Below are 23,681 nucleotides of genomic sequence, written 5' to 3'. Positions count from 1 at the left end.
GGGAACTGGGTGACGTTTTTTTGGCGACAAAGGGTTGGCTGAGGTTTTGAGTTGAGTACATATCCGTTATTTTGATAACGGCGACTTATGGCTCAACTCTTACAGTTGCGAACACTGCAATTGTGGCGAGCGGGCTTGCCCCGCGCTGGGTTGCGAAGCGACCCTGAAGAAGGAATTCGTTGAGTCAGATACTCTTCGGTCGCCGGTTTTGGGGCTGCTTCGCAGTCCAACGCAGGGCAAGCCCGCTCGCCACAGGGTAGTTATCGCCTGCTCTACTTAACGACCTTGATATGAACACAATCACCCACCCCGAGCCCGCATGAAATCCCCCCACCGCCGCACCAGATAATTGTGCTCATCCATCACCGAATTCCACACCGCAATATGCCCCATGCGCTGCTCATACGACCCCCCGTCCCGCACTTCCCCCACATCGATCAACGGCAAACCATCGCTGCCCAACAACTCCTCCCGCGCCGGCAACCCCGCATACCAGTAATCCCATTCGGCACTGCTCAAGTGATCACGACTGCGCGCGGGGTTACCAATGTAGTAACCCTGGCGCGCCATCACCGCCCCGGGCCAGCCGGACAGCCACCAATTCAAGTACGCATACGCCGCATCCAGCACCGGCCCCTTGGCATGCCGCGACAACGACAACCCGCCAAACCACGCGCGATACCCTTCACGCGGCACGGCAAGGCGGTATTTCACCCCTGCGCGATGCAGACGCATCAGGGTCGGCGACCACAGGCTCTGGATATCGATACTCGGGCTGAGCATCAACTGCGCAGCTTCTTCATCGTCGGACCAGAACGCCGCAAAGTGCCCTTCTTTCTGTTTACGCACCAGGATGTCAGCGAGCACGTCGATCTCTTCGATGCTCATATTGCCGATGTCCCTGAAGCTGGCCAGCCCCGCGCCCTGCACCGCCAGCGCGGCATCCAGGGCGCCGATGGCGGCATCGCTTTGCAGCGCGGTGCGCGCACGCCAAGCCGGGTCCAGCAGCCAGCCCCAGCTCTCGTTACCGTGGCAAAAACCGTCGGGCAAGCGCTCGGGGCGGTAGGCGAAACTGTCGGCGTTGTGGGTCAGCGGCAGCATGCTGATACGCTCGGTGACCGTGCTGCCGAGGCTGCCGTCGTGCTGCACGAACAGCCGCTCACTGGGCACGCTGCCACTGCCCAGGCGGTCGTCGGCCGACAGGCGCCCGCGCTTGGGCAGGTCGTTGATTTCATGCCACAAGGCGATGCGCCGGGTGTCGATAGGCTGGATCGCCTGGGCCGGCCACACAAAGTCGACGTTGTGGAACCACTGGTCGTACAGGTCGTAGCTGTCGGGCTGCATCACCGCAATACGCTGGGCCTGTTCGACATCGTGCACCTGGTACACCAGACGAATGCCCAGCTCTTGTTCGGCACGTACGCGCAGGCATTCAAGCAGGGTCACGGAGGTGCCGAGGACGCGCAGTGTGATCATGTCGCCCACCGCCGCGAAAAGACTTCAAACGAGCGCCTTAACAGCGCAGGGTCTACGCCACGCAGGATAAACACCAGGCGCGATTGGCGATCACTGCCCGGCCACGCCGGCAGATGCACCGGCGCGTGCAGGCAGTGCTGCACGCCATGGATGACGATGGGAGCGTTACTGGCGTTCACGTTAAGCAGCCCTTTGACCCGGAGGATTCGTTCGCCGTGGCATCTTAACAGCATCGACAACCACACCCCGAACCCCACCCAATCCAGAGGCTGGTCGAACGTCAGGCTGCACACTTGCGCGGCGCCGTGAGTGGCAGTGGGGATGCGATGCAACTGCCAGCGACTGACTTCAACGGCGGGCTCGGCGCTGCGCAGGCCTTCGCCGAGCAGCAGCTGGTCACCGCTGTGGATGTCGTGGGTATCGAGGATCGGCGTGCCGGCATTGAGTGCCTGCAAATGGGTACGTAGCGCTGCGCAATCCCCCGCCAGATCGGTCTTGCTCAGCAGCAAGCGATCCGCCGCCGCCACCTGCGCCAGCCATTCCGGGTGCAGGCGTTCTTGCAGGGCTGCGTGGCTGGCGTCGACCAGGGTGATCACCAGGCCGATATGGAAACGCCCGCGCAACTGCACGTCGTTGTTCAGGGTGGCGAGGATCGGTGCCGGATCGGCCAGGCCCGTGGTCTCCAGGATCACCCGTTTGAACGCCGGGATTTCACCGCGCTCGCGGCGCTGCAGCAGGCCAAGCAGCGCGTCTTTCAGCTCGCCCCGGATCGAGCAGCACACACAGCCGCCGGGTAGCAGCACGGTGTCCGGCGCAACCGCCTCAACCAGCAGATGGTCGATGCCGACGTCGCCGAATTCATTGATCAGCAACGCGGTGTCGCCCAGGCTTTCGCCTTGCAGCAGGCGCTTGAGCAACGTGGTCTTGCCGCTGCCGAGGAAGCCGGTGATGACGTTGAGGGCGATGCTCATACGCAGGCCTCCAGATGATCCAGCAGGCGCGGATCGAGCGGGTCCAACGGACGGCCAAGCAGGGTCTCGGCAGCTTGCCAGAGTTGATCCAGGCCGCTGGCCAATGCCTGTTTACCGGTGGCGCCCAATAGCAGATAGGACGCGCCCTGGAAGTCTTCGACCTTGAGCCGGAACACCGCCAGTACCTGGTTGATCGCCGCAATCCGGCGCAGGCGTTCGCGACGCCGGGGCAATTCATCGCCCAGGGGGTCGCTCCAGTGCAGGTCTTCACCAAGCAATCCACAGAGTCCGCACATGGCTACACCTCACTCATGGCATGACATCGCCGGAGTTCGGGCCCAGGGTCTGGCCAACGAACAGGTTGCCGCCCGGCTCGCTGGCCAGCAGCACCGCGACCGGCGCCACTTCATCCGCCAGGCCGAAACGGCCCAGGGGCAGTTCCCTGGCCTTGGCGCGTTTCCAGTCGTCGCTGATGCCGCCGACCAGGGGCGTCTCGATCGGGCCGGGGGCGATAGCGTTGACCAGCACATTGTCCTTGGCCACTTCCAGCGCCAGGGATTTGGTAAAGCCGATCACCCCCGCCTTGGCCGCTGCGTAATGGGTCAACTCGGCGCCACCCTTGATGCCCAGTTGCGAAGCCACATTGATGATCCGCCCCCAGCGCTGCGCGAGCATGTGCGGCAACGCACGCTGGCTGGCGACGAACACACTGGTAAGGTCGACGCGCAGCATGTCGTTCCACATTTCAAGGGTCAGGTCCACGCAACGCGCCTGGGTGAGCATGCCGGCGTTGTTGACCAGAATGTCGATGCCGCCAAAGTGCTCGACGCAGCGGTCGACACTGGCTTGGGCGCCTTCGGCAGTGCCCACGTCGGCCAGGCATTCGAACACCTCGGCGCCGAGGTTGCGGCAGGTGATCGCGGTTTCCGCGAGGCTGGCCGCATTGCGGTCGGCCAGCACCAGGCGGGCACCTTCAGCGGCGTAGGCACGGGCGATGGCGGCACCGATGCCGCTGCCGGCGCCGGTGATCACGGCGCGGCGGTTTGAAAGTTGGGACATGTAAATTCTCCTGAACAAAACACAGGTCCAATGTGGGAGGGGGCTTGCCCCCGATGGCAGTGGTTCAGATAAAACAACGGTGACTGATGCACCGCTATCGGGGGCAAGCCCCCTCCCACACTGGACCCAGTAAACCAGTTAGTCAGTCGGGCCAGCGCACGGTCAGGCCACCGTCGATGACGATGCTTTGCCCGGTCAAATAACTCGACGCCTCACTGGTCAAGAACTGCACCAGCGACGCCACTTCATCCGCCCGCCCTACCCGGCCCAAGGGAATCGCCCGCGCCGCTTTCGCCAAGCCTGCCGGCCCCAGCGAATTCTTCGCATCCAGCGACTGCGGCGTCTCGATCAACCCCGGGATCACCGCATTGCAACGAATCCCCAGCGGCGCCAACTCCACCGCCAGCGACCGGCACAACCCCGGCACACCGGCCTTGGCCGCCGCGTAATGGCTGTGTTCCTGCCAGCCATACACGCCACCGGCAATCGACGAAATCGCCACCAGCGCACCACCTTCAGCCATATGGCGGGTGGCCGCACGGAAGGTGCGCATCACCCCCGTGAGGTCGACATTGAGCATTTCGTCCCACAGCGCGTCGGTCATCTCCAGCAACGGTGCGCGGCGCAGCAGGCCGGCGTTGGCCACGGCGTAGTCCAGCCGGCCGAAATGCGCCACCGCCTGTTCGGCCAGGGCGTCCACCGAGGCGGTATTGCCCACGTCCAAGGGCAGCATCAGGCATTTGCCGCCGGCCTCTTCCACCAGGCCTACGGTGGCCTGCGGGTCATGGGGATCGGCCGGGTAATACCCGCCCACCACCGCCACACCCACGCGGGCATAGGCCACCGCGAGGGCTTGGCCGATGCCGCTGGCGGCACCGGTAATCAAGGCAACTTCAGGGATCATCGATCACTCCTTACTGAACGGTTTCCGGACGCACATGCCGTGCGGCGAACATCAGCGCGCCGGAGAGGAAGCACGGCAGTGCGCCAAACCACAGCGCGGCGGTCTGCCAGTCGCTGCCGGCAGACAACACTTGGGTCGCGCCAAAGCCTGCGACTACAGCGCCGATCGGCCCCATGGCATGGATGATCGCGCCACCGGTGGCGCGGATGCTGGTGGGGAAACTCTCGCTGATAAAGAACAGCGCCGCCGAGTACGGCCCGATCAGGAAAAACAGGCCCAGGCTGTACAGCCCGACCACCATCGGCATATTGCTCGGGCCAAACAGCATCCCGGCAAACGACAGCCCGCCGAGCATCCAGCCCAGGCCGATCACGTTGCGACGGCCGATCTTGTCGCCCATCCAGCCGTGGCTCAGATAGCCGCAATAGCCCACCAGGTTCGACAGCACGAGGATGATCAGCGAGTTCTCGAACGAGATGTGGTGCACGCTGACGATCACCGAAGTGCCCAGCACGCTGAACACCTGGATCGCGGCCCAGTTGAGCAACAGCGCGGCGCCGATCACCAGGGTGGCGCGGCGCGCCGGGCCACGGAAGGCGGCCTTGAGGCCGGCCTTGCTGTGTTCGTCGTAATCCACGCCGTAGGTCACGGCGACGTTCTGCGCTTCTTTCACCGCACCGCTTTTACGCAGCTCGCTGATGCGCTGGTGGATCTGGAACTGCGGGCTCTCCTTGAGCTTGCGCGCCATGATCGCGATGACGATGGCCGGGATCGCGGCAAAGATAAAGCAGCCCTGCCAGCCGATGATCGGCAGCAACAGCGCGGTCAACCCGGCGGCGATCAACGCACCGACCGGCCAGCCGCCTTGCACCAGGCTGTAGATAAAGCCACGGCGTTTGGTCAGGCGCGGGTCTTCCGAAGCGCCGTACAGCTCGCTCAGGTAGGTGGCGTTGACGGTCTCCTCGGCATAGCCCAGGCCGCCCAACGAACGGATCAAAATCAGCGGCGACTTGCCCCACGCACCACCGATAGCGGTCAGCGCCGAACACAGCGCGGACCCCGCCACGGTGAAGATAATGCCTTTGCGCCGGCCCAACTTGTCGACCACCGGCCCAATGGCAAACGCCACCACCGCCGTGCCCACCGCGACCCAGGTCGCGATTTCCGCTTGCTCCACTTCACCCCAGCCGAAGTGCCGGCCAATCTCCGGCAGCAAGGTGCCGAACAGGATGAAGTCATACACCGCAAACACCCAGGCGAAAAACGCGATCCAGGTGGCGAAGCGCACTTCCTGGGACGTCAGTTGCCGGGGTTTCCAGCCAGTCAGGTCAAGCTTGTTGTAGATGGACATGGGTCGCGCCTCAGGGGTGGTTGCAAAGGTTCAGGTACGCGGTTGGCGGCGGATGAAGTCGTCGGCGATTTCGTCGAAGGTGACGAAGCGCACGCCGGCATGGCTCTGGATGTGTTCGATCAGGCGCTCCAGCATCAGCAGCACTTGCGGGCGACCGGACACGTCCGGGTGGATGGTCATGGTGAACACCGCATGTTCGTGTTCGCGGTAGACCCAATCGAACTGGTCGCGCCACATTTCTTCGAGGTGACGCGGGTTGACGAAACCGTGGCTGTTGGGGGCTTTCTTGATGAACATCATCGGCGGCAGGTCGTCGAGGTACCAGTTGGCCGGAATCTCTACAAGGTCGGTTTCTTCGCCGCGCACCAGGGGTTTCATCCAGGTGTCGGGGTGCTGGCTGTAGTCGATCTTGGTCCAGCTGTCGCCCTTGCGCACGTAGTAGGGATGGAAGTCGTTGTGCATCAGGCTGTGGTCGTACTTGATGCCTTTTTTCAGCAGCAGTTCGTTGGTCACCTTGCTGAATTCCCACCACGGCGCGACATAGCCGGTGGGGCGCTTGCCGGTGACCTGGGTGATCAGTTCGATGGATTTATCCAGCACGATTTCTTCCTGCTCGGCCGTCATCGCGATAGGGTTTTCGTGGCTGTAGCCGTGCACGCCGATTTCGTGACCGGCGTCGGCCACGGCCTTCATCTGTTCCGGGAAGGTTTCCATCGAATGGCCGGGGATGAACCAGGTGGTGCGCAGGCCGTAGCGTTCGAACAGCTTGAGCAACCGTGGCGCGCCGACCTCACCGGCGAACAGGCCACGGGAGATGTCGTCCGGCGAGTCTTCGCCGCCGTAGGAACCGAGCCAGCCGGCGACGGCGTCAACGTCGACGCCAAATGCACAGAGGATGTCTTTAGCCATGGTGTGTCTCCTTAAACGTTAAGTACGGTTTCGACGGACAACGCCGCGCGCAACAGGCGAGCGTCTTCTCCGGTGGGGGCGCTGAGCAGCAGCCCGGTGGGCAGGCCCTGGGCATCGCGGCCGCTGGGCAGGTTCACGCAGGCCATGTCGAGCAAACTGCCGGGCATGGTCAGGCGCAGGGTGGCGAAATTGGTTTTGACAAACAGGTCGTCGTCGGCCTCCAGCGGTGCCAGGGCTGGCGCGACATGGGCGACGGTGGGGGTGATCAGGATGGCGCCGTCGAGGTCGTCGATCAGTTGCTGTTGCAGGCGGCGGCGTGCATCGGTCAGGTGGATAAGCTGACTGGCGGGCAGTGCGCGCGCGGCTTCGAGGCGGCGACGTACGCGAGGGTCGAGTTGCTCGGCATCAGGGCCGTCGAGCAGCGCTTCATGCAGGGCAAAGGCTTCGAAGGAACCGAGCCAGCCGTGGTGCTTGATCAGGTCCAGGGTGGCCTGGAAGGTCGCGCATTCACGTTCTTCAACCAGTGCGCCCCGGGCCTTGAGTTGCTCCACGGCGCGCAACAGGTTGTTGCGCACGGCGGGCTCGACGTCCTGTTGCGCCAACACAAAGCGCTGGCCCTTGAGGCTGCGGGCAGTGTGGATCTGGGTACGGCCATGCAGCAGGTCGTCGATGGCCAGTGCATCGCGCACGCTGCGGGTCAGCGGCCCCAGGCTGTCGAGGGTATGGGCCAGGGGGAACACGCCGTCGCGGCTGTAGCGTCGGCGGCTGCTGCGATAGCCCACCAGGCCATTGAACGCCGATGGGATGCGGATCGAGCCCGCAGTGTCGGTGCCCATGGCGATGGGCACGATCCCGGCCGCCACGGCCACCGCCGAGCCGGACGACGAGCCGCCAGGAATGCGCGGCTGGTCGTCGCCATGGGGATTGTGCGGCGTGCCGAAATGCGGGTTCAGGCCCAGGCCGGAATAGGCCAGTTCGCTGAGGTTGGTCTTGCCGACACTGACCATTCCGACGCGGCACAACAGGCCGACCACAGGTGCATCGAGCAACGCGGCAGGCGCGTTGCGGCGATAGGCAGCGCCTGCGGTGGTGACGCTGCCGGCCACATCGAACAGGTCCTTCCAGGCCAGCGGCACACCATCGAACACGCTCAATGGCTGCCCGGCGCGCCAACGGGCAGCCGAGGCTTCGGCTTCACGGCGCGCACGCTCGGCAGTCAGGCTGATAAACACGGCCGGGGCCTGGCTGGCCTTATCGAGTGCCTGTTCGAGGGCTTGCACCGGGTCACTGCGACCGCTGGCAAAATCCTCGGCCATGGAAGTGGCGTCTGACATCGGCTTGATCCTCAAAACGTACATATTCATAAAATGTACATTTTACAAAGGCAGATTCCGTGCCAGTCTGTATCGGCACGTGTGTGCGCGATGAGGAAAGTTTGCCCAGAGCAGCGGGATAGATGCTTTTAGACGGCAGGAAAAATCTTGCCAGGAAGAGGGAAAACACCTTCAATGAAATAATGTATCTTCTATTAAAAAGTACATTTTGGTGCAGAAAAGTAACATCCTCACTTTCAAGGCCCCAAAAAAGTGCCACCGACGTGGCGCAGAGTGACAGGCACGACTTATGAGAGAATCCTCGGCCACCTTCCTACAGCCTCCAGAGAAAACGATGAAAGCAGTGTCCGCCTCGGCCTCCCGTTACGCGATGATTTACAAGGTGATGCGTGACGCGATCGTCAACGGCACTGCGCGCCATGGCCTGGTGTTGCTGGAAGCGCCGCTGGCCGAATTGTTCGGCACCAGCCGTGTCCCAGTGCGCAAGGCCCTGGACCTGCTGCATGACGAAGGCCTGATCTGCCGCTTCAACGGCCGGGGTTACCTGATCAATCCCGAAGGCCTGGCCATGGAACCGCTGCGCCTGCCGCTGAGCCATGCACACCTGGGGCTCAACCGTGACGATGAACTGGTGGACACGCGCCCCCTGGGCGAACGCATCGTCGAAGAAATCGGCGCGGCGCTGTCCACCTGCATCGCCTTCGGCCATTACCGCCTCGACGAGCAAGCCGCCGCCGACCACTACGGCGTCAGTCGTGCGGTGGTGCGCGAAGCGCTGATGCGCCTGCGCGACCGTGGCCTGGTGGAAAAGGAGCCCTACTCCCAATGGCTGGCGGGGCCTTTGACGGCGCGGGAAGTCACCGAAGACTACGAACTGCGCGCCTGCCTGGAACCCGAAGCGCTGCGCCAGAGCGCGCCCCACCTCGACCGCGAGTTGCTCGAAGCCATGCTGCAGCGCGTGCTGGCCGCCCAGGACAGCCCCCACTGCAGCCTGGAGGCCATCGAACAGATCGAGGACGACTTGCACCAACGCTGCCTCGCCGGCCTGCAGAACCGCAAGATCGCGGCGTTGATCCGCCAGGGCCAGAGCCCCATGATCATCAGCCGGATTTTCTACCGCTTGCTGGGGATCGGCGCGGATCCAGCCATGCTGGCCGAACATCGGTTGATATTGGAGCTGCTGCTGCATGGTGCGTTTGATGCGGCGGCGTTGAACCTGCGCGAGCATTTGCAGCGGGCCAGGCAACGTATGTTGCAGCGGTTGAAGGTGCTGTCGGTGTTACCGGAGCAGCCGTTGCCGAGTTATCTGCACAAGATCAGCTGAATTCATGCAATTTGTTGCTAACTCCACCCCGCCATTGAAACCACCACTGCCCCGCCCCATCTAAGCACCATACTTCCTTATGCAGGTGCCCCATGAGCGACCAGCAAGATTTCCCCGATTACGACCTCAACGACTACGCCGACCCCGAAAACGCTGAATCCGCCTCGTCCAATACCGGCCTGGCCCTGCCTGGGCAAAACCTGCCGGACAAGGTCTACATCATCCCGATCCACAATCGGCCGTTCTTCCCGGCGCAAGTGCTGCCGGTGATCGTCAATGAAGAACCGTGGGCCGAAACCCTGGAGCTGGTAAGCAAGTCCGACCACCACTCCCTGGCCCTGTTCTTCATGGACACGCCGCCGGAAGACCCGCGCCACTTCGACACCTCCAGCCTGCCGTTGTACGGCACCCTGGTGAAGGTGCACCACGCCAGCCGCGAGAACGGCAAGCTGCAATTCGTCGCCCAGGGCCTGACCCGCGTACGCATCAAGACCTGGCTCAAGCACCACCGCCCACCGTACCTGGTGGAAGTTGAGTACCCGCACCAGCCCAGCGAGCCGACCGACGAGGTCAAGGCCTATGGCATGGCACTGATCAATGCGATCAAGGAACTGCTGCCGCTCAACCCGCTGTACAGCGAAGAACTGAAGAACTACCTCAACCGTTTCAGCCCCAATGACCCGTCGCCGCTCACCGACTTCGCCGCCGCGCTGACCTCGGCCACCGGTAACGAGTTGCAGGAAGTGCTGGATTGCGTGCCCATGCTCAAGCGCATGGAAAAAGTGCTGCCGATGCTGCGCAAGGAAGTCGAAGTCGCACGCCTGCAAAAAGAACTCTCCGCCGAGGTGAACCGCAAGATCGGCGAGCACCAGCGCGAGTTCTTCCTCAAGGAACAGCTCAAGGTGATCCAGCAGGAGCTGGGCCTGACCAAGGACGACCGCAGCGCGGACGTCGAACAATTCGAGCAACGCCTGGAAGGCAAGGTGCTGCCGGCCCAGGCGAAGAAACGCATTGACGAAGAGTTGAACAAGCTGTCGATCCTCGAGACCGGTTCGCCGGAATACGCGGTGACGCGCAACTACCTGGACTGGGCCACCTCGGTGCCGTGGGGCGTGTACGGCGAGGACAAGCTCGACCTGAAACATGCGCGCAAGGTGCTGGACAAGCACCATGCGGGCCTGGACGACATCAAGAGCCGCATCCTCGAGTTCCTCGCGGTGGGCGCCTATAAAGGCGAAGTCGCCGGTTCCATCGTGCTGCTGGTCGGCCCGCCGGGTGTGGGCAAGACCAGTGTGGGCAAATCCATCGCGGAGTCCCTGGGGCGGCCGTTCTACCGCTTCAGCGTCGGCGGCATGCGCGACGAGGCCGAGATCAAGGGCCATCGCCGTACCTACATCGGCGCGCTGCCCGGCAAGCTGGTGCAGGCGCTCAAGGACGTGGAGGTGATGAACCCGGTGATCATGCTCGACGAGATCGACAAGATGGGCCAGAGCTTCCAGGGCGACCCGGCGTCGGCGCTGCTGGAAACCCTCGACCCGGAGCAGAACGTCGAATTCCTCGATCACTACCTGGACCTGCGCCTGGACCTGTCCAAGGTGCTGTTCGTGTGCACCGCCAACACTCTGGACTCCATCCCCGGCCCGCTGCTGGACCGTATGGAAGTGATTCGCCTGTCGGGCTATATCACCGAAGAAAAAGTCGCCATCGCCAAGCGTCACCTGTGGCCCAAGCAGCTGGAAAAAGCCGGTGTGGCGAAAACCAGCCTGACCATCAGCGACGGCGCCCTGCGCGCACTCATCGACGGCTACGCCCGCGAAGCCGGGGTGCGACAGTTGGAGAAACAGCTGGGCAAACTGGTGCGCAAGGCGGTGGTCAAGCTGCTGGATGAGCCGGCCTCGGTGATCAAGATCGGCAGCAAGGACCTGGAAAGCTCCCTGGGCATGCCAGTGTTCCGCAATGAGCAAGTGCTGTCCGGCACCGGCGTGATTACAGGCCTGGCCTGGACCAGCATGGGCGGCGCAACCTTGCCGATCGAGGCCACGCGCATCCATACGCTCAACCGCGGCTTCAAGCTCACCGGGCAATTGGGTGAAGTGATGAAGGAATCTGCCGAAATCGCCTACAGCTACATCAGTTCGAACCTGAAGTCATTTGGCGGCGATCCGAAATTCTTCGATGAAGCCTTCGTTCACTTGCATGTGCCGGAAGGCGCCACGCCCAAAGACGGCCCGAGCGCCGGGGTGACCATGGCCAGCGCGTTGTTGTCGCTGGCGCGTAACCAGCCGCCGAAAAAAGGCGTGGCCATGACCGGCGAACTGACGTTGACCGGGCATGTGCTGCCGATTGGCGGGGTGCGTGAGAAGGTCATCGCGGCGCGGCGCCAGAAGATCCATGAACTGATCTTGCCGGAGCCGAATCGCGGGAGTTTTGAAGAGTTGCCGGAGTACCTGAAGGAAGGCATGACGGTGCACTTTGCCAAGCGCTTTGCGGATGTGGCGAAGGTGCTCTTCTGACAGCTATCCAGCGCCTGGTAGGCCCCCTGTGGCGAGCAGGCTTGCCCTGCTCGCCACAACAAGCCCGCTGCCCTGTTGTCACACCTTGTCTCATCTTCGGTTATGCTCGCCCTTCGTCGTGAATGAACGGAGCCCCCATGACCGCTGCCCGCCTGCTTCTCCCCTTGAGCCTTGCCTTACTGGCCGCGTGCGCCAGTGCACCGAAGCAAAACGTCACCGTGGACAACCAGAGCGCCTGTCCGCTTCAGCTTAAAAGCGGGCAAAACCTGACCCTCACCCTCCCGAGCAACCCCACTACCGGTTACCGCTGGGCCATCCAGGATTCCGCCGGCGGCGTACTGCGCGCGTTGAGCCCTGAGGTCTACAGTAGCAGCGAGTCGGGTGTGATCGGCGGCGGCGGCCAATCGACCTGGCGCTTCCAGGCCTTCGCCTCCGGCCAGGGCCGTTTGCGCCTGACCTCCCAGCAACCCTGGGAGCCGGAGGCCGAACCTGTCGAAACCTTTGACTGCGCCATTACGGTGAACTGATATGCCCTGGCTGATTCTTGCGTTGATGGGCGCCGGCACTTTTATCTACGGCCTGAGCACCCATGCCACCTTGCTGTGTCTATTGGTCAAGCCGCTGCCGGTACTTGCGCTGCTGGGCTGGCTGCATGATGCACCGCCCACCGACTATCGACGCTGGATCAGCCTTGGGCTGATTTTTTCCCTGGTGGGCGATGTGCTGCTTGCCTGGCCCGGCGACCTGTTTATCTTTGGCCTGGGGGCGTTCCTGTTTGCGCACCTGGCGTATCTCAAGGCCTATTTCAGTGATTGCCGCCGCCTGGCGCTGCTGCCGCTGGTATTGGCGCTGGGCATGGGGGTTGTGCTACTGAGCATCCTGATCTCGCACGGCCTCGGTGATTTGCTGATCCCCGTGGTGGTTTACGCCGCCGTGATCAGCGCGATGCTCTGGCGAGCGTTGGCACGCCTGGGCAGCGAAGTGCCAAAACGCTCGGCTCTGCTGGCGGCGGCGGGTGCCGTGTCGTTTGTGTTTTCCGACACACTGATTGGCATCAATCGGTTTGTGGTGGCGTTCGATGCGGCCCCGTACTTGCTGATCACTAGCTATTGGCTGGGCCAGTGGGGAATAACAGCAGCGGCATTCTCTCCAACCGCTACTCAGCCATTCGCGAATGTACCAACGAAAGAACTTATTGATTAGATCAACGCTAATATTTATAGCCAAAACTTCTACAACACTGTCATTACTAACAGTATCCGACCTCTCGAATCAAGAATAGCCTTCCTACTACTCGGCAAGTCAAACCTCATTCACCGAAGATGGGAGTCTTGAATCATGAGCACAGCACAACCTAAAGGACAAAAAGCAACGGGACGCCTTACGGGCACCATTACCAGGAATGATCAACCGACAGCGTTCAATGGTACAGATCACTATATATATAAAGACAACAACGAACTTGAGATTTACTCAGGCGAAGAAACTCCCGGAGGAGCTTGGAAATCAATAAGTTTGAATCTGGACCCAAACATTACAGCAGGCACACATAAGCTAGGTTCTTTTTCAAGTTTTCGGAGCGCCACGGTCGTTCCAGGCAACACTGATGTTCTTCTAAACTACTCGGGCACTCTGGATATAAAACCCGACCATGCAAATCGACATTACACTGGCAGCATTTCTCTCTCTGCAAAAAACAATGGCTCAGATACCTACCAGATAGAGGCAACGTTTGATCTCAAAGAATGAAAGTAGCCAACGCCAGCAATCATCCACTTTAAAAACTGTGCTCGCCTCATAAGCGAGTGCAGTTTTTTTCTGAATCGATGATGTCTTTCAGACAAACCGCGCACGCCCCCTTCAACTTGGCTAAAATACTGGCCTTTCCCAGATCAATGCCGGAACAGCCGTGAGCAAAGAACCCGATCGCCTATTCGCCCAGCCCCTGCCCCAGGTGCCGGACTTCGCCTTCAACGAAGACGTGGTGCGGGTGTTCCCGGACATGATCAAGCGCTCGGTGCCCGGTTACCCGACCATCGTCGAGAACCTCGGCGTACTCGCGGCGCAATTTGCCCAGCCCAACAGCGTGCTGTATGACCTGGGCTCGTCCCTCGGCGCCGTCACCCAGGCCCTGCGCCGCCATGTGCGCACCGGCGGTTGCCGGGTGATCGCGGTGGATAACTCGACAGCCATGGTCGAGCGCTGCCGTGAGTACCTCAATGGCCAGGACTCGATGTTCCAGGAGTTGCTGCCGGTCGAGGTGATCGAGGGCGATATCCTCGCGCTGCAATTTGCCCCGGCCTCGGTGGTGGCGCTGAACTTCACCCTGCAATTCATTGCCCCCGATGAGCGCCTGGCGTTGCTCTCGCGCATCCGCCAGTCGCTGTTGCCGGGTGGTGCGTTGATCCTCTCGGAGAAGCTGCGCTTCAACGATGCCGAAGAACACGCGCTGCTCACCGACCTGCACATCGCGTTCAAACGCGCCAACGGCTACAGCGAACTGGAAATCGCCCAGAAGCGCAGCGCCATCGAAAACGTCATGAAGCCCGACAGCCTCGAAGAACACCGCGAACGCCTGCTGGCAGCCGGGTTCTCGAAAGTCGTGCCGTGGTTCCAGTGTCTTAACTTTGCCTCGTTGATTGCCTTGCCATGATTGATCTTTCCCCCCTCGCCCGCCATCTGGTCGGCACTCCCCTGGCCGTGTGGGCCCAGGGCCTGCAAGCGCAGCTCGACAGCAAGATGGAAAAGGGCCATGGCGACCTGGAGCGTTGGCAGAGTGCGTTGGATGCGCTGCCAAAGATCCAGCCCAGTGACGTGGATTTGCTCAACGGCCTGACACTCGATACCGACTGCGACGATGACACCCGCGCGCAGATGCACACTGCATTGATGGGCCTGAGCCCGTGGCGCAAAGGGCCGTTTAACCTGTTCGGCGTGCATGTGGACACCGAATGGCGCTCGGACTGGAAGTGGTCGCGGGTTGCGCCGCACCTGAACTTGAAGGGCAAACGTATCCTCGACGTAGGCTGCGGCAACGGTTACTACATGTGGCGCATGCTTGGCGCCGGCGCTGACAGCGTGATTGGCGTGGACCCGAACTGGTTGTTCTTCTGCCAGTTCCAGGCGGTACAGCGCTACCTGTCCGAGCCCAGGGCCTGGCACCTGCCGTTCCCGTTCGAAGACCTGCCGGCAAACCTGGAAGGCTTCGACACAGTGTTTTCCATGGGCGTGTTCTACCACCGTCGTTCGCCGATCGAACACCTGCTGGCGCTGAAAGACACCCTGGTCAAAGGTGGCGAACTGGTGCTGGAAACATTGGTGGTCGAAGGCGATCAGCAACAAGTGCTGGTGCCGGAAGATCGCTACGCGCAGATGCGTAACGTGTGGTTCCTGCCCTCAGTGCCGGCGCTGATGCTATGGCTGCGCCGTGCAGGCTTCACTGATGTGCGCTGCGTGGATGTGAGCGTGACCACCGTCGAGGAACAGCGCGGGACGGAGTGGATGAAGTACCAGTCGTTGAGTGACTTCCTCGATCCCGAAGATCACAGCAAGACCATCGAAGGGCTGCCGGCGCCGATGCGGGCGGTGATCATCGCCAGGAAATGACGCTGATACCTCACTGATAAAATAGAGTTCCAAATGTGAGAGGGGGCTTGCCCCCGATGGGGGTGCATCAGTCATAAATATGCTTACTGACACACTGCTATCGGGGGCAAGCCCCCTCCCACCTTTTGATTTCCAGCGTCGTTTAGAGAGCAGATTTGGCCCGGCGGGCCTTGAAGAACTCGCTCAAGACCGTCCCGCACTCCTCAGCCAGCACCCCGCCTTCAAACAACACTCGATGATTCAGAAAGCCCTGGGTAAAAAACTGCCCCTGGCTTTGCACGACTCCCGCCTTGGGCTCCAATGCGCCATACACCACCCGCGCAACCCGCGAATGCACGATCAAACCGGCGCACATGCTGCACGGCTCCAGGGTCACATACAGCGTGCTGCCCACCAGGCGGTAATTGCTGATGGCTTGCGCGGCGGCGCGGATGGCGACCATCTCGGCGTGAGCGCTGGGGTCGTTGCCGCTGATCGGGCAGTTGAAGCCTCGGCCGATGATCTCACCGTCCTGCACCAGCACCGCGCCGACGGGCACTTCTCCCAGCGCGGCGCCTTCGGCGGCGAGGGCCAGGGCTTCGCGCATGAAGTCCTGGTCGCGGCTGCGATCAATGATTGCGGTTGGGCGGATCTGGCGCATCACGCCACCTCGATGGCGGCCATCAGGCCGGTTTCCATATGGTCGATCACGTGGCAATGGAACATCCAGACGCCTGGGTTATCCGCCACCAGTGCCACGCGGGCACGCTCGTTCTTGCCCAGCAGGTAGGTGTCGGTGAAATACGGGATCACCTTGTGCCGGTTCGAGGCGATCACCTTGAAGCTCATGCCGTGCAGGTGAATCGGGTGCTGGTACTGGGTCATGTTCTTCAATTCGAAAATGTAGCTCTTGCCCTTCTCCAGCTTGGCAATCGGGCGGTCGGCGCACGTCTTGTCGGTGATGTCCCAGGCCTTGCCGTTGATCTGCCACAGGCTGGGTGGCTTGCCGTTGTCGGTGTTGACCGAGACCGAACCCACCCACTCGAAATTGAAGTTGAGTTTCTCGGCATTGGCCAGGTCCGGTTCGCTGATCGGGTTGGCGGGCAACGCAGGCGGCCATTCGCCGGGCGCATCGGTGTTGGCGACCGAACGGAAGGTGCCGAGGCGTACCGGGCCGTTGCGGATCGACAGTTCCTCACCCACCGGCGGCGCCTTGATCGCCAGGCAGATACGCATGCCCGGGCCCAACCAATATTCCTTGCCCAGGGGGCGTGGCTCGATGGGGTTGCCGTCCAGCGCGTAGATCTGCGCTTCAACATCCGGGATGTTGATGCGATAGGTCAGGGTGTTGTCGAGGTTGAGCAACCGCACGCGGGTGATCTGCCCGGCCGGCAAATCGATCACCGCCTGGGACACGCCGTTGATCGTCGACAAGCGCCCTGCCGTACCGCCCCGGGCCGCCTCACGCGGGATACTGAATGCGACGAAAGCCCCCTCTTCGTCTACATGCCAGCTTTTCAGGCTGAGGGTGCGCTCGTGCTTGAAACCGGTGGGTTCGCGCTCTTCGATGATCAGCGGGCCAACCAGGCCACGGCCAAGTTCTTCGCTGCTGTTCACGTGGGGGTGGTACCAGTAGCTGCCGGCGTCGGGTACGCGGAATTTGTAGTCGAAGTATTCGCCGGGCAGGACCGGCAATTGAGAGACGTAGGGCACGCCATCCATTTCCAGCGGCAGGCGGATGCCGTGCCAGTGAATGGTAGTGGCAACCGGCAGGTGGTTGATAAAGCGTACCCGCAGCCATTCGCCCTGGCGCACCCGCAACTCGGTGCCCGGCGCCGAAGGGCCGAACGCCCAGGCTTCGGTCTTGTGCCCTGGCACCAATTCCACGTCCAGTGGCGCGGCGATCAGCTCGTAGTCGTGCCCCGCCTCGGCTTCGGCAACTTTCCCCAGCCAGTAGCGGTAGCCGCCACCGGCACCGACGCCCACTACGGCCAGGCCTGCAAGACCACCCAGGATTTGTCGACGGGAAAAGGATCGGGACACAACAACCTCACGTATCGGCCGCAGGCCCAAGGCCTGCAAAGGGCAGATACGATACACCTGCAACGGCTAAACAGTAAGGGTTCGCATGTGGGAGGGGGCAATCCCTCCCACATTGCAACTGCATCGTTGTTTAGTGCTTGGCGGCAGCCAGGATCAGGGCTTTCATTTCGGCGACAGCGCCTTTGAAACCGACAAACAGCGCATGGGCCACCAGCGCATGGCCGATGTTCAGCTCGTTGATACCCTTGATCGCGGCCACGGCTTCGACGTTATGGTAATGCAGGCCATGGCCGGCGTTGACGATCAGGCCTTGCTTGAGGCCGCAGCTCACACCGTCGATGATGCGTTGCAGTTCCTCGGCCACTTCGGTGGGCGTGGTGGCGTCGGCGTAGCGGCCGGTGTGCAGTTCGATCGCCGGTGCACCGACACGACGCGAGGCTTCGATCTGGCGCTCGTCGGCGTCGATGAACAGCGAGACTTCACTGCCGATCTTCGACAGGCGCTCCACGGCGGCTTTGATCCGCGCTTCCTGGCCGGCCACGTCGAGGCCGCCTTCGGTGGTCAGCTCCTGGCGGGTTTCCGGCACCAGGCAGATGTGTGCCGGGCGGATGCGCTCGGCGAACTGCATCATTTCTTCGGTAACGCCCATTTCGAAATTCATGCGGGTTTGCAGCACATCCTTGAGCAGCAGCACGTCGCGCTCCTGGATGTGGCGGCGGTCTTCGCGCAGGTGCACGGTGATGCCGTCGGCGCCCGCTTCTTCGGCGTCCAGCGCGGCCTTGACCGGGTCAGGGTAACGGGTGCCCCGGGCCTGGCGCAGGGTGGCGACGTGGTCGATGTTGACGCCAAGAAGAATGCGATTGCTGGTGCTCACGGAAGCGCTCCTGAAAAGGGAAAGAAACGCCGCACAGCATACACGGGGTTGTCAGGGCTTTCGAAACAACTCGCGGCTGACCAGCGGCCGTCCGCCCAGGTGCACGGCCAGGGCCTGGCGCATCAGGCGCTTGGCGGCGGACAAGGCGCCGGGCGCCGTCCAGTCCGCTTCGCTCATGGCCAGCAGCTCGGTGCCCTGGAACAGGCCAGGTTGCAGCAGGTACACGCGCTCCAGGCCGGCGTCCACTTGCAGGCGATACATACCATCGGCGGCGATGGGCTCGCCGTGCAGGTCGTTGGCCAGTTCGAAGCCGTAGCCCAGGTCGTCGAGCAGGCGCCATTCGAACGCACGCAGCAAGGGTTCCAGGGGACGGCCTTCGGCCAGGGCGAGCAAGGTGGCGGCGTAGTGCTCGAATACTGCCGGGTGCGGGTCTTCGGCGGGGAGCAGGCGGATCAGCAGTTCATTGAGGTAAAGGCCACTGAACAGCGCATCGCCGTTGAGCCAGGCCGAGGTACCCACGCTTTCCATGCGGCCGACGTTTTTCAGCTCACCCTTGCCGCGAAACTCCACGTCCAAGGCCACGAACGGCCGCGCCAACGTGCCCGCCTTGCCCCGTGCACTGCGCAAGACGGCGCGCAGGCGGCCTTGGGGCGTGAGGAAGTCCACCAGGGCGCTGGTCTCGCGGTAGGCGCGGCTGTGCAGGACGTAGGCAAGTTGGCTTGGGGGTGGGGATTGGGACATGGCTGCTCACTGCTGGAATGCACTTTTGAAAACGACACAAACCTAATGTGGGAGGGGGCTTGCCCCCGATGGCAGTGTGTCAGTCACTTATTTGTCAACTGACCCACCGCTATCGGGGGCAAGCCCCCTCCCACATTTTCAGCCCCGCGGTGCATTCAGGACCTTACAGGTCGCCATAGCCCAGGGAACGCAGTGCACGCTCGTCATCGGACCAGCCGCCCTTCACCTTCACCCACAGGTTCAGCATGATCTTGGAATCGAACAGCAATTCCATGTCCTTGCGCGCCTCGGTGCCGATGCGCTTGATACGCTCGCCCTTGTCGCCAATGATGATTTTCTTCTGACCGTCACGCTCGACGAGGATCAGCGCATGGATGTGCAAGGTCTTGCCCTGCTGCTTGAACTCTTCGATTTCCACGGTGATCTGGTACGGCAGCTCCGCGCCCATCTGGCGCATGATTTTCTCGCGCACCAGTTCAGCGGCGAGGAAACGGCTGCTGCGGTCGGTGATCTGGTCTTCCGGGAAGAAGTGCTCGTTCTCCGGCAGGTGCTCGGCGATCACGCGCTCCAAGGCATCGAGGTTGTGGCCATGCTGGGCCGAAATCGGGATGATCTGGGCGTTCGGCAGTTGTTCCTGCAGCCAGCTCAAGTGCGGCATCAGCTCGGCTTTGTCTTCGATACGGTCGGTCTTGTTCAGCGCGACGATCAACGGGCCGGTGACGTACTGCACGCGCTCCAGGACCATCTGGTCTTCGTCGGTCCACTTGGTGCGGTCGACCACGAAGATCACCACGTCGACGTCTTTCAACGCCGCCGAAGCGGTCTTGTTCATGTAGCGGTTCAGGGCTTTCTCGCCACCTTTGTGCATGCCTGGGGTGTCGACGTAGACCGCTTGCACGGTGCCTTCGGTCTTGATGCCCAGCATGTTGTGGCGGGTGGTCTGCGGCTTGCGCGAGGTGATCGCCAGCTTCTGGCCAAGGATGTGGTTGAGCAACGTGGACTTGCCCACGTTCGGGCGGCCGACGATGGCAACATAGCCACAGCGTGTTGCGGTTGAATCAGTCATGGCCATTCTCCACGCCCAGGGCAATCAGTGCTGCGGCGGCCGCTACCTGTTCGGCAATACGGCGGCTCACACCCTGACCTCGGCTTTTTTCGTTCAGTAAGGTGATTTCACATTCCACGAAGAACACGCGGCAATGGGGCTCACCCTGGATATCCACCACTTCGTAGCGTGGCAGTTCGCACCCGCGGGACTGCAAAAATTCCTGCAGGCGGGTCTTGGGATCTTTGTTGGTGTCGACCAGCGTGAGGCTTTCGATCTCGGAAGTCAGCCAGGCGGTGACACGTTCCTTGGCGGCTTCCATGCCGGCATCGAGGTAGATGGCACCGATCAGCGCTTCAAGGGCATCGGCCAGGATCGACTCGCGACGAAAACCGCCACTCTTCAACTCGCCGGACCCCAGGCGCAGGTACTCGCCCAGGCCAAAGCCACGGGCCAGCACGGCCAGGGTCTCGCCCTTCACCAGGCGCGCACGCAGGCGCGACAACTGGCCTTCACGGGCTTGGGGGAAGCGCTCGAACAGCGCCTCACCGGCGACGAAGTTGAGGATGGCATCACCGAGGAATTCCAGGCGCTCGTTGTTACGCCCGGCAAAACTGCGGTGTGTGAGGGCAAGGACCATCAGTTCCTGGTCCTTGAAGGTGTAGCCGAGCTGGCGCTCGAGACGTGCTAGAGAAACGGTCACGGTTTATCCATATCTAGTTGGTGGCACCGGCGGCCATCGACGATTGACGCAGTGTTCAAATTCAAATCCTGGTTGGTGCCGCATGAGGCAGGACCGATTTGTCCCCACCCCAGAAAAGCATTCGGCGCTGTGATCACAGCGCCGCCTGTATTACTTGATCAGCCCGATCCGCGAGAAGTTCGGCAGGTGGCTGAGTTTGGGTTCCGGCCAGCTCATCCAGACCGCAAAGGCCTTGCCGACGATATTCTGGTCGGGAACCATGCCCAGCAGGTCCTTGGGAATGTTGGGGTCATCCCAGTACCGGCTGTCATTGGAGTTGTCGCGGTTGTCGCCCATCATGAAGTAGTGCCCGGCCGGAACCTTCCACTGCCCATCAGGCTGGGCACGGTAGCGGCTCATTTCCTTGCGGATTTCGTGCTCCACCGCACCGAGTTTTTCCTGGTACAGCTCGGCGCTGCCCAGGCTGTTCGGCTCGGAACCCAGCAGCTTTTCAGCCACCGACTCACCATTGATGAACAGGCGCTTGTCACTGGTGTAGCGAATCACGTCGCCCGGCAGACCAACCACACGCTTGATGTAATTGACGTTCGGGTCGCTCGGGTAGCGGAACACCATCACATCGCCGCGCTGCGGGTCACCGACTTCGATGACCTTCTTGTCGATCACCGGCAGGCGAATGCCGTAGGAAAACTTGTTCACCAGGATGAAGTCGCCCACGTCCAGGGTAGGCTTCATCGACCCCGACGGGATCTGAAACGGCTCCACCAGGAACGAACGCAGCACCAGCACGATGAACAACACCGGGAAGAACGACTTGCCGTATTCAACCAGCAAAGGCTCTTTGTTCAGCTTCTCGATCACCACGCCATCGGGCTGGCTGACGCTGCCCTGATAGGCCGCGATAGCCGCCCGCCGACGCGGGGCGAAGAACACCAGATCGAGCAACGCCAGGAGACCGCAAACGGCAACGGCGATGACCAGCAACAGCGGGAAATTTAGCGACATAGGACCTAACTATCCAACCTGAGCACCGCAAGGAAGGCTTCTTGTGGAACTTCCACGTTACCTACTTGCTTCATGCGTTTTTTACCGGCCTTTTGCTTCTCAAGCAGCTTGCGCTTACGGCTTACGTCACCGCCGTAGCATTTGGCCAGTACGTTCTTTCTGAGTGCCTTGACGGAGGTCCGCGCAATGATCTGCCCGCCAATGGCGGCCTGGATCGCGACGTCGAACATCTGGCGCGGAATCAGTTCTTTCATCTTCTCGGTCAACTGGCGACCTTTGTAGTGCGCGTTGTCCTTGTGCACGATCAGTGCCAGGGCATCGACCTTGTCGCCGTTGATCAGTACATCCAGTTTCACCAGATTAGCCGATTGGTAACGGTCGAAATGGTAATCCAGCGAAGCATAGCCGCGACTGGTGGATTTGAGACGGTCGAAGAAGTCCAGCACCACCTCGTTCATCGGCATGTCGTAGGTCACTTGGACCTGGGTGCCGAGGAACAGCATGTCGCGCTGTACGCCACGTTTCTCGATGCACAGGGTGATAACGTTGCCCAAGTGTTCCTGCGGCACCAGGATATTGGCGCGCACGATCGGCTCGCGCATGTCTTCGATCGCCGAGAGATCCGGGAGCTTGGACGGGTTGTCGACGTAAATCGTTTCACCGGTTTTCAGCAACAACTCAAAAATAACTGTCGGCGCAGTGGTGATCAGGTCCAGGTCGTATTCGCGCTCGAGGCGCTCCTGGATGATTTCCATGTGCAGCATGCCCAGGAACCCGCAACGGAAGCCGAAGCCCAGGGCGTCGGAGCTTTCCGGGGTGTACTGCAACGACGAGTCGTTGAGGGTCAGCTTCTGCAGGGCTTCGCGGAAGTCTTCGAAATCGTCGGAGCTGACCGGGAACAGGCCAGCGTAGACCTGCGGCTGGATGCGCTTGAAGCCTGGCAGCACGTCGACGTCCGGCGTGGAGCTCAGCGTCAGGGTGTCACCTACCGGTGCGCCGTGAATATCCTTGATACCGGCGATGATGAAGCCCACTTCACCGGCTTTCAGATCAACGGTCGCGGTGTGCTTGGGGTTGAATACCCCGACGCTGTCCACCAGGTGGATCTTGCCGGTGGACTTGACCAGGATCTTGTCGCCCTTCTTCACGCGGCCATGGCGCACGCGCACCAGGGAGACAACGCCCAGGTAGTTGTCGAACCAGGAGTCGATGATCAACGCTTGCAGCGGATCTTCGTAGTTGCCGGTCGGCGCAGGGATAGTGTGCACCAGGCGCTCGAGCACTTCGTCGACACCCAGGCCGGTCTTGGCGCTGCAGGTGACGGCGTCGGTGGCGTCGATGCCGATGATCTTCTCGATCTCTTCCTTGACGCGCTCAGGCTCGGCCTGGGGCAGGTCGATCTTGTTCAGCACGGGCATGACTTCCAGGCCCTGCTCGATCGCGGTGTAGCAGTTGGCAACCGACTGCGCCTCCACGCCCTGGCCGGCGTCCACCACCAGCAGGGCACCTTCACAGGCCGCCAGGGAACGGCTGACTTCGTAGGTGAAGTCGACGTGGCCCGGGGTGTCAATGAAGTTCAGCTGGTAGGTGATACCGTCTTTGGCCTTGTAATACAGAGTAACGCTGTGGGCCTTGATGGTGATGCCGCGCTCGCGTTCGAGGTCCATGGAGTCCAGGACCTGGGCTTCCATTTCGCGCTCGGCAAGGCCACCGCACATTTGGATAAACCGGTCGGCCAGCGTCGACTTGCCATGGTCAATGTGGGCGATGATGGAGAAATTGCGGATATGACTCAAATCACTCACGGATCAACACTCAAAAAGGCTGCAGGCAGATTGCCCGCT

23 protein-coding genes are annotated in these 23,681 nt (G+C 61.7%); 7 read left to right on the top strand and 16 right to left on the bottom strand.

Annotated features, from left to right (window positions below; genetic code table 11):
• Positions 1 to 300: 300 nt before the first annotated feature.
• The 8 genes from BM017_RS02155 to BM017_RS02120 form a co-directional block, all read right to left on the bottom strand.
• Positions 301 to 1,476, bottom strand: a complete 1,176-nt coding sequence (locus BM017_RS02155; RefSeq protein WP_092240976.1) for an ABC transporter substrate-binding protein — start codon at positions 1,474 to 1,476, stop codon at positions 301 to 303.
• On the bottom strand, positions 1,473 to 2,447 hold the full coding sequence (locus BM017_RS02150) for a CobW family GTP-binding protein (protein WP_092240974.1): 975 nt from the start codon (positions 2,445 to 2,447) through the stop codon (positions 1,473 to 1,475). Before BM017_RS02150 ends, BM017_RS02155 begins: the two co-directional genes overlap by 4 nt.
• Positions 2,444 to 2,743: a hypothetical protein gene (locus BM017_RS02145; RefSeq protein ID WP_071488653.1), complete on the bottom strand. Its 300-nt coding sequence runs from the start codon at positions 2,741 to 2,743 to the stop codon at positions 2,444 to 2,446. Before BM017_RS02145 ends, BM017_RS02150 begins: the two co-directional genes overlap by 4 nt.
• 13 nt (positions 2,744 to 2,756) lie before the next feature.
• Positions 2,757 to 3,506, bottom strand: coding sequence for an SDR family NAD(P)-dependent oxidoreductase (locus tag BM017_RS02140; RefSeq protein WP_092240972.1), 750 nt, complete (start codon positions 3,504 to 3,506; stop codon positions 2,757 to 2,759).
• Positions 3,507 to 3,648: 142 nt separating this feature from the next.
• Positions 3,649 to 4,410: an SDR family NAD(P)-dependent oxidoreductase gene (locus BM017_RS02135; protein ID WP_092240970.1), complete on the bottom strand. Its 762-nt coding sequence runs from the start codon at positions 4,408 to 4,410 to the stop codon at positions 3,649 to 3,651.
• A 10-nt stretch (positions 4,411 to 4,420) separates the two neighbouring features.
• Positions 4,421 to 5,761, bottom strand: a complete 1,341-nt coding sequence (locus BM017_RS02130) for an MFS transporter (protein ID WP_092240968.1) — start codon at positions 5,759 to 5,761, stop codon at positions 4,421 to 4,423.
• A gap of 30 nt (positions 5,762 to 5,791) precedes the next feature.
• A complete protein-coding gene (locus BM017_RS02125; RefSeq protein ID WP_010212857.1) occupies positions 5,792 to 6,670 on the bottom strand; it encodes a polysaccharide deacetylase family protein in 879 nt (292 codons plus the stop codon).
• Positions 6,671 to 6,681: 11 nt separating this feature from the next.
• Entirely contained in the window at positions 6,682 to 8,004 is a 1,323-nt protein-coding gene (locus BM017_RS02120) for an amidase (protein ID WP_092240966.1), read from the bottom strand.
• 334 nt (positions 8,005 to 8,338) lie between these two features.
• Between BM017_RS02120 and BM017_RS02115 the strand changes: the two genes are divergently transcribed.
• The 7 genes from BM017_RS02115 (at position 8,339) to cmoB (ending at position 15,447) form a co-directional block, all read left to right on the top strand.
• Entirely contained in the window at positions 8,339 to 9,328 is a 990-nt protein-coding gene (locus tag BM017_RS02115; RefSeq protein WP_170856026.1) for a GntR family transcriptional regulator, read from the top strand.
• Between the two features lie 92 nt (positions 9,329 to 9,420).
• Positions 9,421 to 11,841: an endopeptidase La gene (gene lon, locus BM017_RS02110; RefSeq protein WP_092240961.1), complete on the top strand. Its 2,421-nt coding sequence runs from the start codon at positions 9,421 to 9,423 to the stop codon at positions 11,839 to 11,841.
• 137 nt (positions 11,842 to 11,978) lie between these two features.
• Entirely contained in the window at positions 11,979 to 12,368 is a 390-nt protein-coding gene (locus BM017_RS02105) for a protease inhibitor I42 family protein (RefSeq protein ID WP_092240959.1), read from the top strand.
• Between the two features lies 1 nt (position 12,369).
• Entirely contained in the window at positions 12,370 to 13,044 is a 675-nt protein-coding gene (locus BM017_RS02100; RefSeq protein WP_092240957.1) for a lysoplasmalogenase, read from the top strand.
• Between the two features lie 135 nt (positions 13,045 to 13,179).
• Complete coding sequence (locus tag BM017_RS28745; protein WP_139212839.1) at positions 13,180 to 13,590, top strand: hypothetical protein; 411 nt, start codon at positions 13,180 to 13,182, stop codon at positions 13,588 to 13,590.
• Positions 13,591 to 13,750: 160 nt separating this feature from the next.
• On the top strand, positions 13,751 to 14,494 hold the full coding sequence (gene cmoA / locus BM017_RS02095; RefSeq protein WP_092240955.1) for a carboxy-S-adenosyl-L-methionine synthase CmoA: 744 nt from the start codon (positions 13,751 to 13,753) through the stop codon (positions 14,492 to 14,494).
• Positions 14,491 to 15,447: a tRNA 5-methoxyuridine(34)/uridine 5-oxyacetic acid(34) synthase CmoB gene (gene cmoB, locus BM017_RS02090; RefSeq protein ID WP_092240953.1), complete on the top strand. Its 957-nt coding sequence runs from the start codon at positions 14,491 to 14,493 to the stop codon at positions 15,445 to 15,447. Before cmoA ends, cmoB begins: the two co-directional genes overlap by 4 nt.
• A 142-nt stretch (positions 15,448 to 15,589) precedes the next feature.
• Here the strand turns inward: cmoB and tadA are convergent, their stop codons facing one another.
• The 8 genes from tadA to lepA form a co-directional block, all read right to left on the bottom strand.
• Complete coding sequence (gene tadA, locus BM017_RS02085) at positions 15,590 to 16,087, bottom strand: tRNA adenosine(34) deaminase TadA (RefSeq protein WP_092240951.1); 498 nt, start codon at positions 16,085 to 16,087, stop codon at positions 15,590 to 15,592.
• On the bottom strand, positions 16,087 to 17,469 hold the full coding sequence (locus BM017_RS02080; protein WP_071488641.1) for a multicopper oxidase family protein: 1,383 nt from the start codon (positions 17,467 to 17,469) through the stop codon (positions 16,087 to 16,089). Before BM017_RS02080 ends, tadA begins: the two co-directional genes overlap by 1 nt.
• A 130-nt stretch (positions 17,470 to 17,599) precedes the next feature.
• The gene (gene pdxJ, locus BM017_RS02075) at positions 17,600 to 18,343 is read right to left on the bottom strand and encodes a pyridoxine 5'-phosphate synthase (RefSeq protein WP_071488640.1); all 744 of its coding nucleotides are present in this window, start codon (positions 18,341 to 18,343) and stop codon (positions 17,600 to 17,602) included.
• Positions 18,344 to 18,394: 51 nt separating this feature from the next.
• On the bottom strand, positions 18,395 to 19,084 hold the full coding sequence (recO, locus tag BM017_RS02070; protein ID WP_092240949.1) for a DNA repair protein RecO: 690 nt from the start codon (positions 19,082 to 19,084) through the stop codon (positions 18,395 to 18,397).
• 163 nt (positions 19,085 to 19,247) lie between these two features.
• Positions 19,248 to 20,150, bottom strand: coding sequence for a GTPase Era (gene era, locus BM017_RS02065; RefSeq protein ID WP_033902448.1), 903 nt, complete (start codon positions 20,148 to 20,150; stop codon positions 19,248 to 19,250).
• A complete protein-coding gene (gene rnc, locus BM017_RS02060; protein ID WP_012722401.1) occupies positions 20,143 to 20,832 on the bottom strand; it encodes a ribonuclease III in 690 nt (229 codons plus the stop codon). Before rnc ends, era begins: the two co-directional genes overlap by 8 nt.
• 150 nt (positions 20,833 to 20,982) lie before the next feature.
• Complete coding sequence (gene lepB, locus BM017_RS02055; RefSeq protein ID WP_071488638.1) at positions 20,983 to 21,837, bottom strand: signal peptidase I; 855 nt, start codon at positions 21,835 to 21,837, stop codon at positions 20,983 to 20,985.
• Between the two features lie 5 nt (positions 21,838 to 21,842).
• The gene (lepA, locus tag BM017_RS02050) at positions 21,843 to 23,642 is read right to left on the bottom strand and encodes a translation elongation factor 4 (protein ID WP_003188853.1); all 1,800 of its coding nucleotides are present in this window, start codon (positions 23,640 to 23,642) and stop codon (positions 21,843 to 21,845) included.
• Positions 23,643 to 23,681: the final 39 nt, after the last annotated feature.

This window comes from Pseudomonas sp. NFPP04, from assembly GCF_900113815.1.
GTDB classification, from domain to species: domain Bacteria; phylum Pseudomonadota; class Gammaproteobacteria; order Pseudomonadales; family Pseudomonadaceae; genus Aquipseudomonas; species Aquipseudomonas extremorientalis.
This window is presented reverse-complemented; position numbering and strand designations above follow the sequence as displayed.

Bases quoted from the DNA above. Each gene is read 5' to 3' on its own strand.
- cmoB (WP_092240953.1), top strand. From the start codon at position 14,491: ATGATTGATCTTTCCCCCCTCGCCCGCCATCTGGTCGGCACTCCCCTG.
- BM017_RS02115 (WP_170856026.1), top strand. From the start codon at position 8,339: ATGAAAGCAGTGTCCGCCTCGGCCTCCCGTTACGCGATGATTTACAAG.
- tadA (WP_092240951.1), bottom strand. From the start codon at position 16,087: ATGCGCCAGATCCGCCCAACCGCAATCATTGATCGCAGCCGCGACCAG.
- BM017_RS28745 (WP_139212839.1), top strand. From the start codon at position 13,180: ATGAGCACAGCACAACCTAAAGGACAAAAAGCAACGGGACGCCTTACG.
- BM017_RS02125 (WP_010212857.1), bottom strand. From the start codon at position 6,670: ATGGCTAAAGACATCCTCTGTGCATTTGGCGTCGACGTTGACGCCGTC.
- BM017_RS02100 (WP_092240957.1), top strand. From the start codon at position 12,370: ATGCCCTGGCTGATTCTTGCGTTGATGGGCGCCGGCACTTTTATCTAC.
- BM017_RS02145 (WP_071488653.1), bottom strand. From the start codon at position 2,743: ATGTGCGGACTCTGTGGATTGCTTGGTGAAGACCTGCACTGGAGCGAC.
- BM017_RS02130 (WP_092240968.1), bottom strand. From the start codon at position 5,761: ATGTCCATCTACAACAAGCTTGACCTGACTGGCTGGAAACCCCGGCAA.
- BM017_RS02150 (WP_092240974.1), bottom strand. From the start codon at position 2,447: ATGAGCATCGCCCTCAACGTCATCACCGGCTTCCTCGGCAGCGGCAAG.
- BM017_RS02135 (WP_092240970.1), bottom strand. From the start codon at position 4,410: ATGATCCCTGAAGTTGCCTTGATTACCGGTGCCGCCAGCGGCATCGGC.
- era (WP_033902448.1), bottom strand. From the start codon at position 20,150: ATGACTGATTCAACCGCAACACGCTGTGGCTATGTTGCCATCGTCGGC.
- BM017_RS02140 (WP_092240972.1), bottom strand. From the start codon at position 3,506: ATGTCCCAACTTTCAAACCGCCGCGCCGTGATCACCGGCGCCGGCAGC.
- lepB (WP_071488638.1), bottom strand. From the start codon at position 21,837: ATGTCGCTAAATTTCCCGCTGTTGCTGGTCATCGCCGTTGCCGTTTGC.
- lon (WP_092240961.1), top strand. From the start codon at position 9,421: ATGAGCGACCAGCAAGATTTCCCCGATTACGACCTCAACGACTACGCC.
- BM017_RS02105 (WP_092240959.1), top strand. From the start codon at position 11,979: ATGACCGCTGCCCGCCTGCTTCTCCCCTTGAGCCTTGCCTTACTGGCC.
- BM017_RS02120 (WP_092240966.1), bottom strand. From the start codon at position 8,004: ATGTCAGACGCCACTTCCATGGCCGAGGATTTTGCCAGCGGTCGCAGT.
- BM017_RS02155 (WP_092240976.1), bottom strand. From the start codon at position 1,476: ATGATCACACTGCGCGTCCTCGGCACCTCCGTGACCCTGCTTGAATGC.
- recO (WP_092240949.1), bottom strand. From the start codon at position 19,084: ATGTCCCAATCCCCACCCCCAAGCCAACTTGCCTACGTCCTGCACAGC.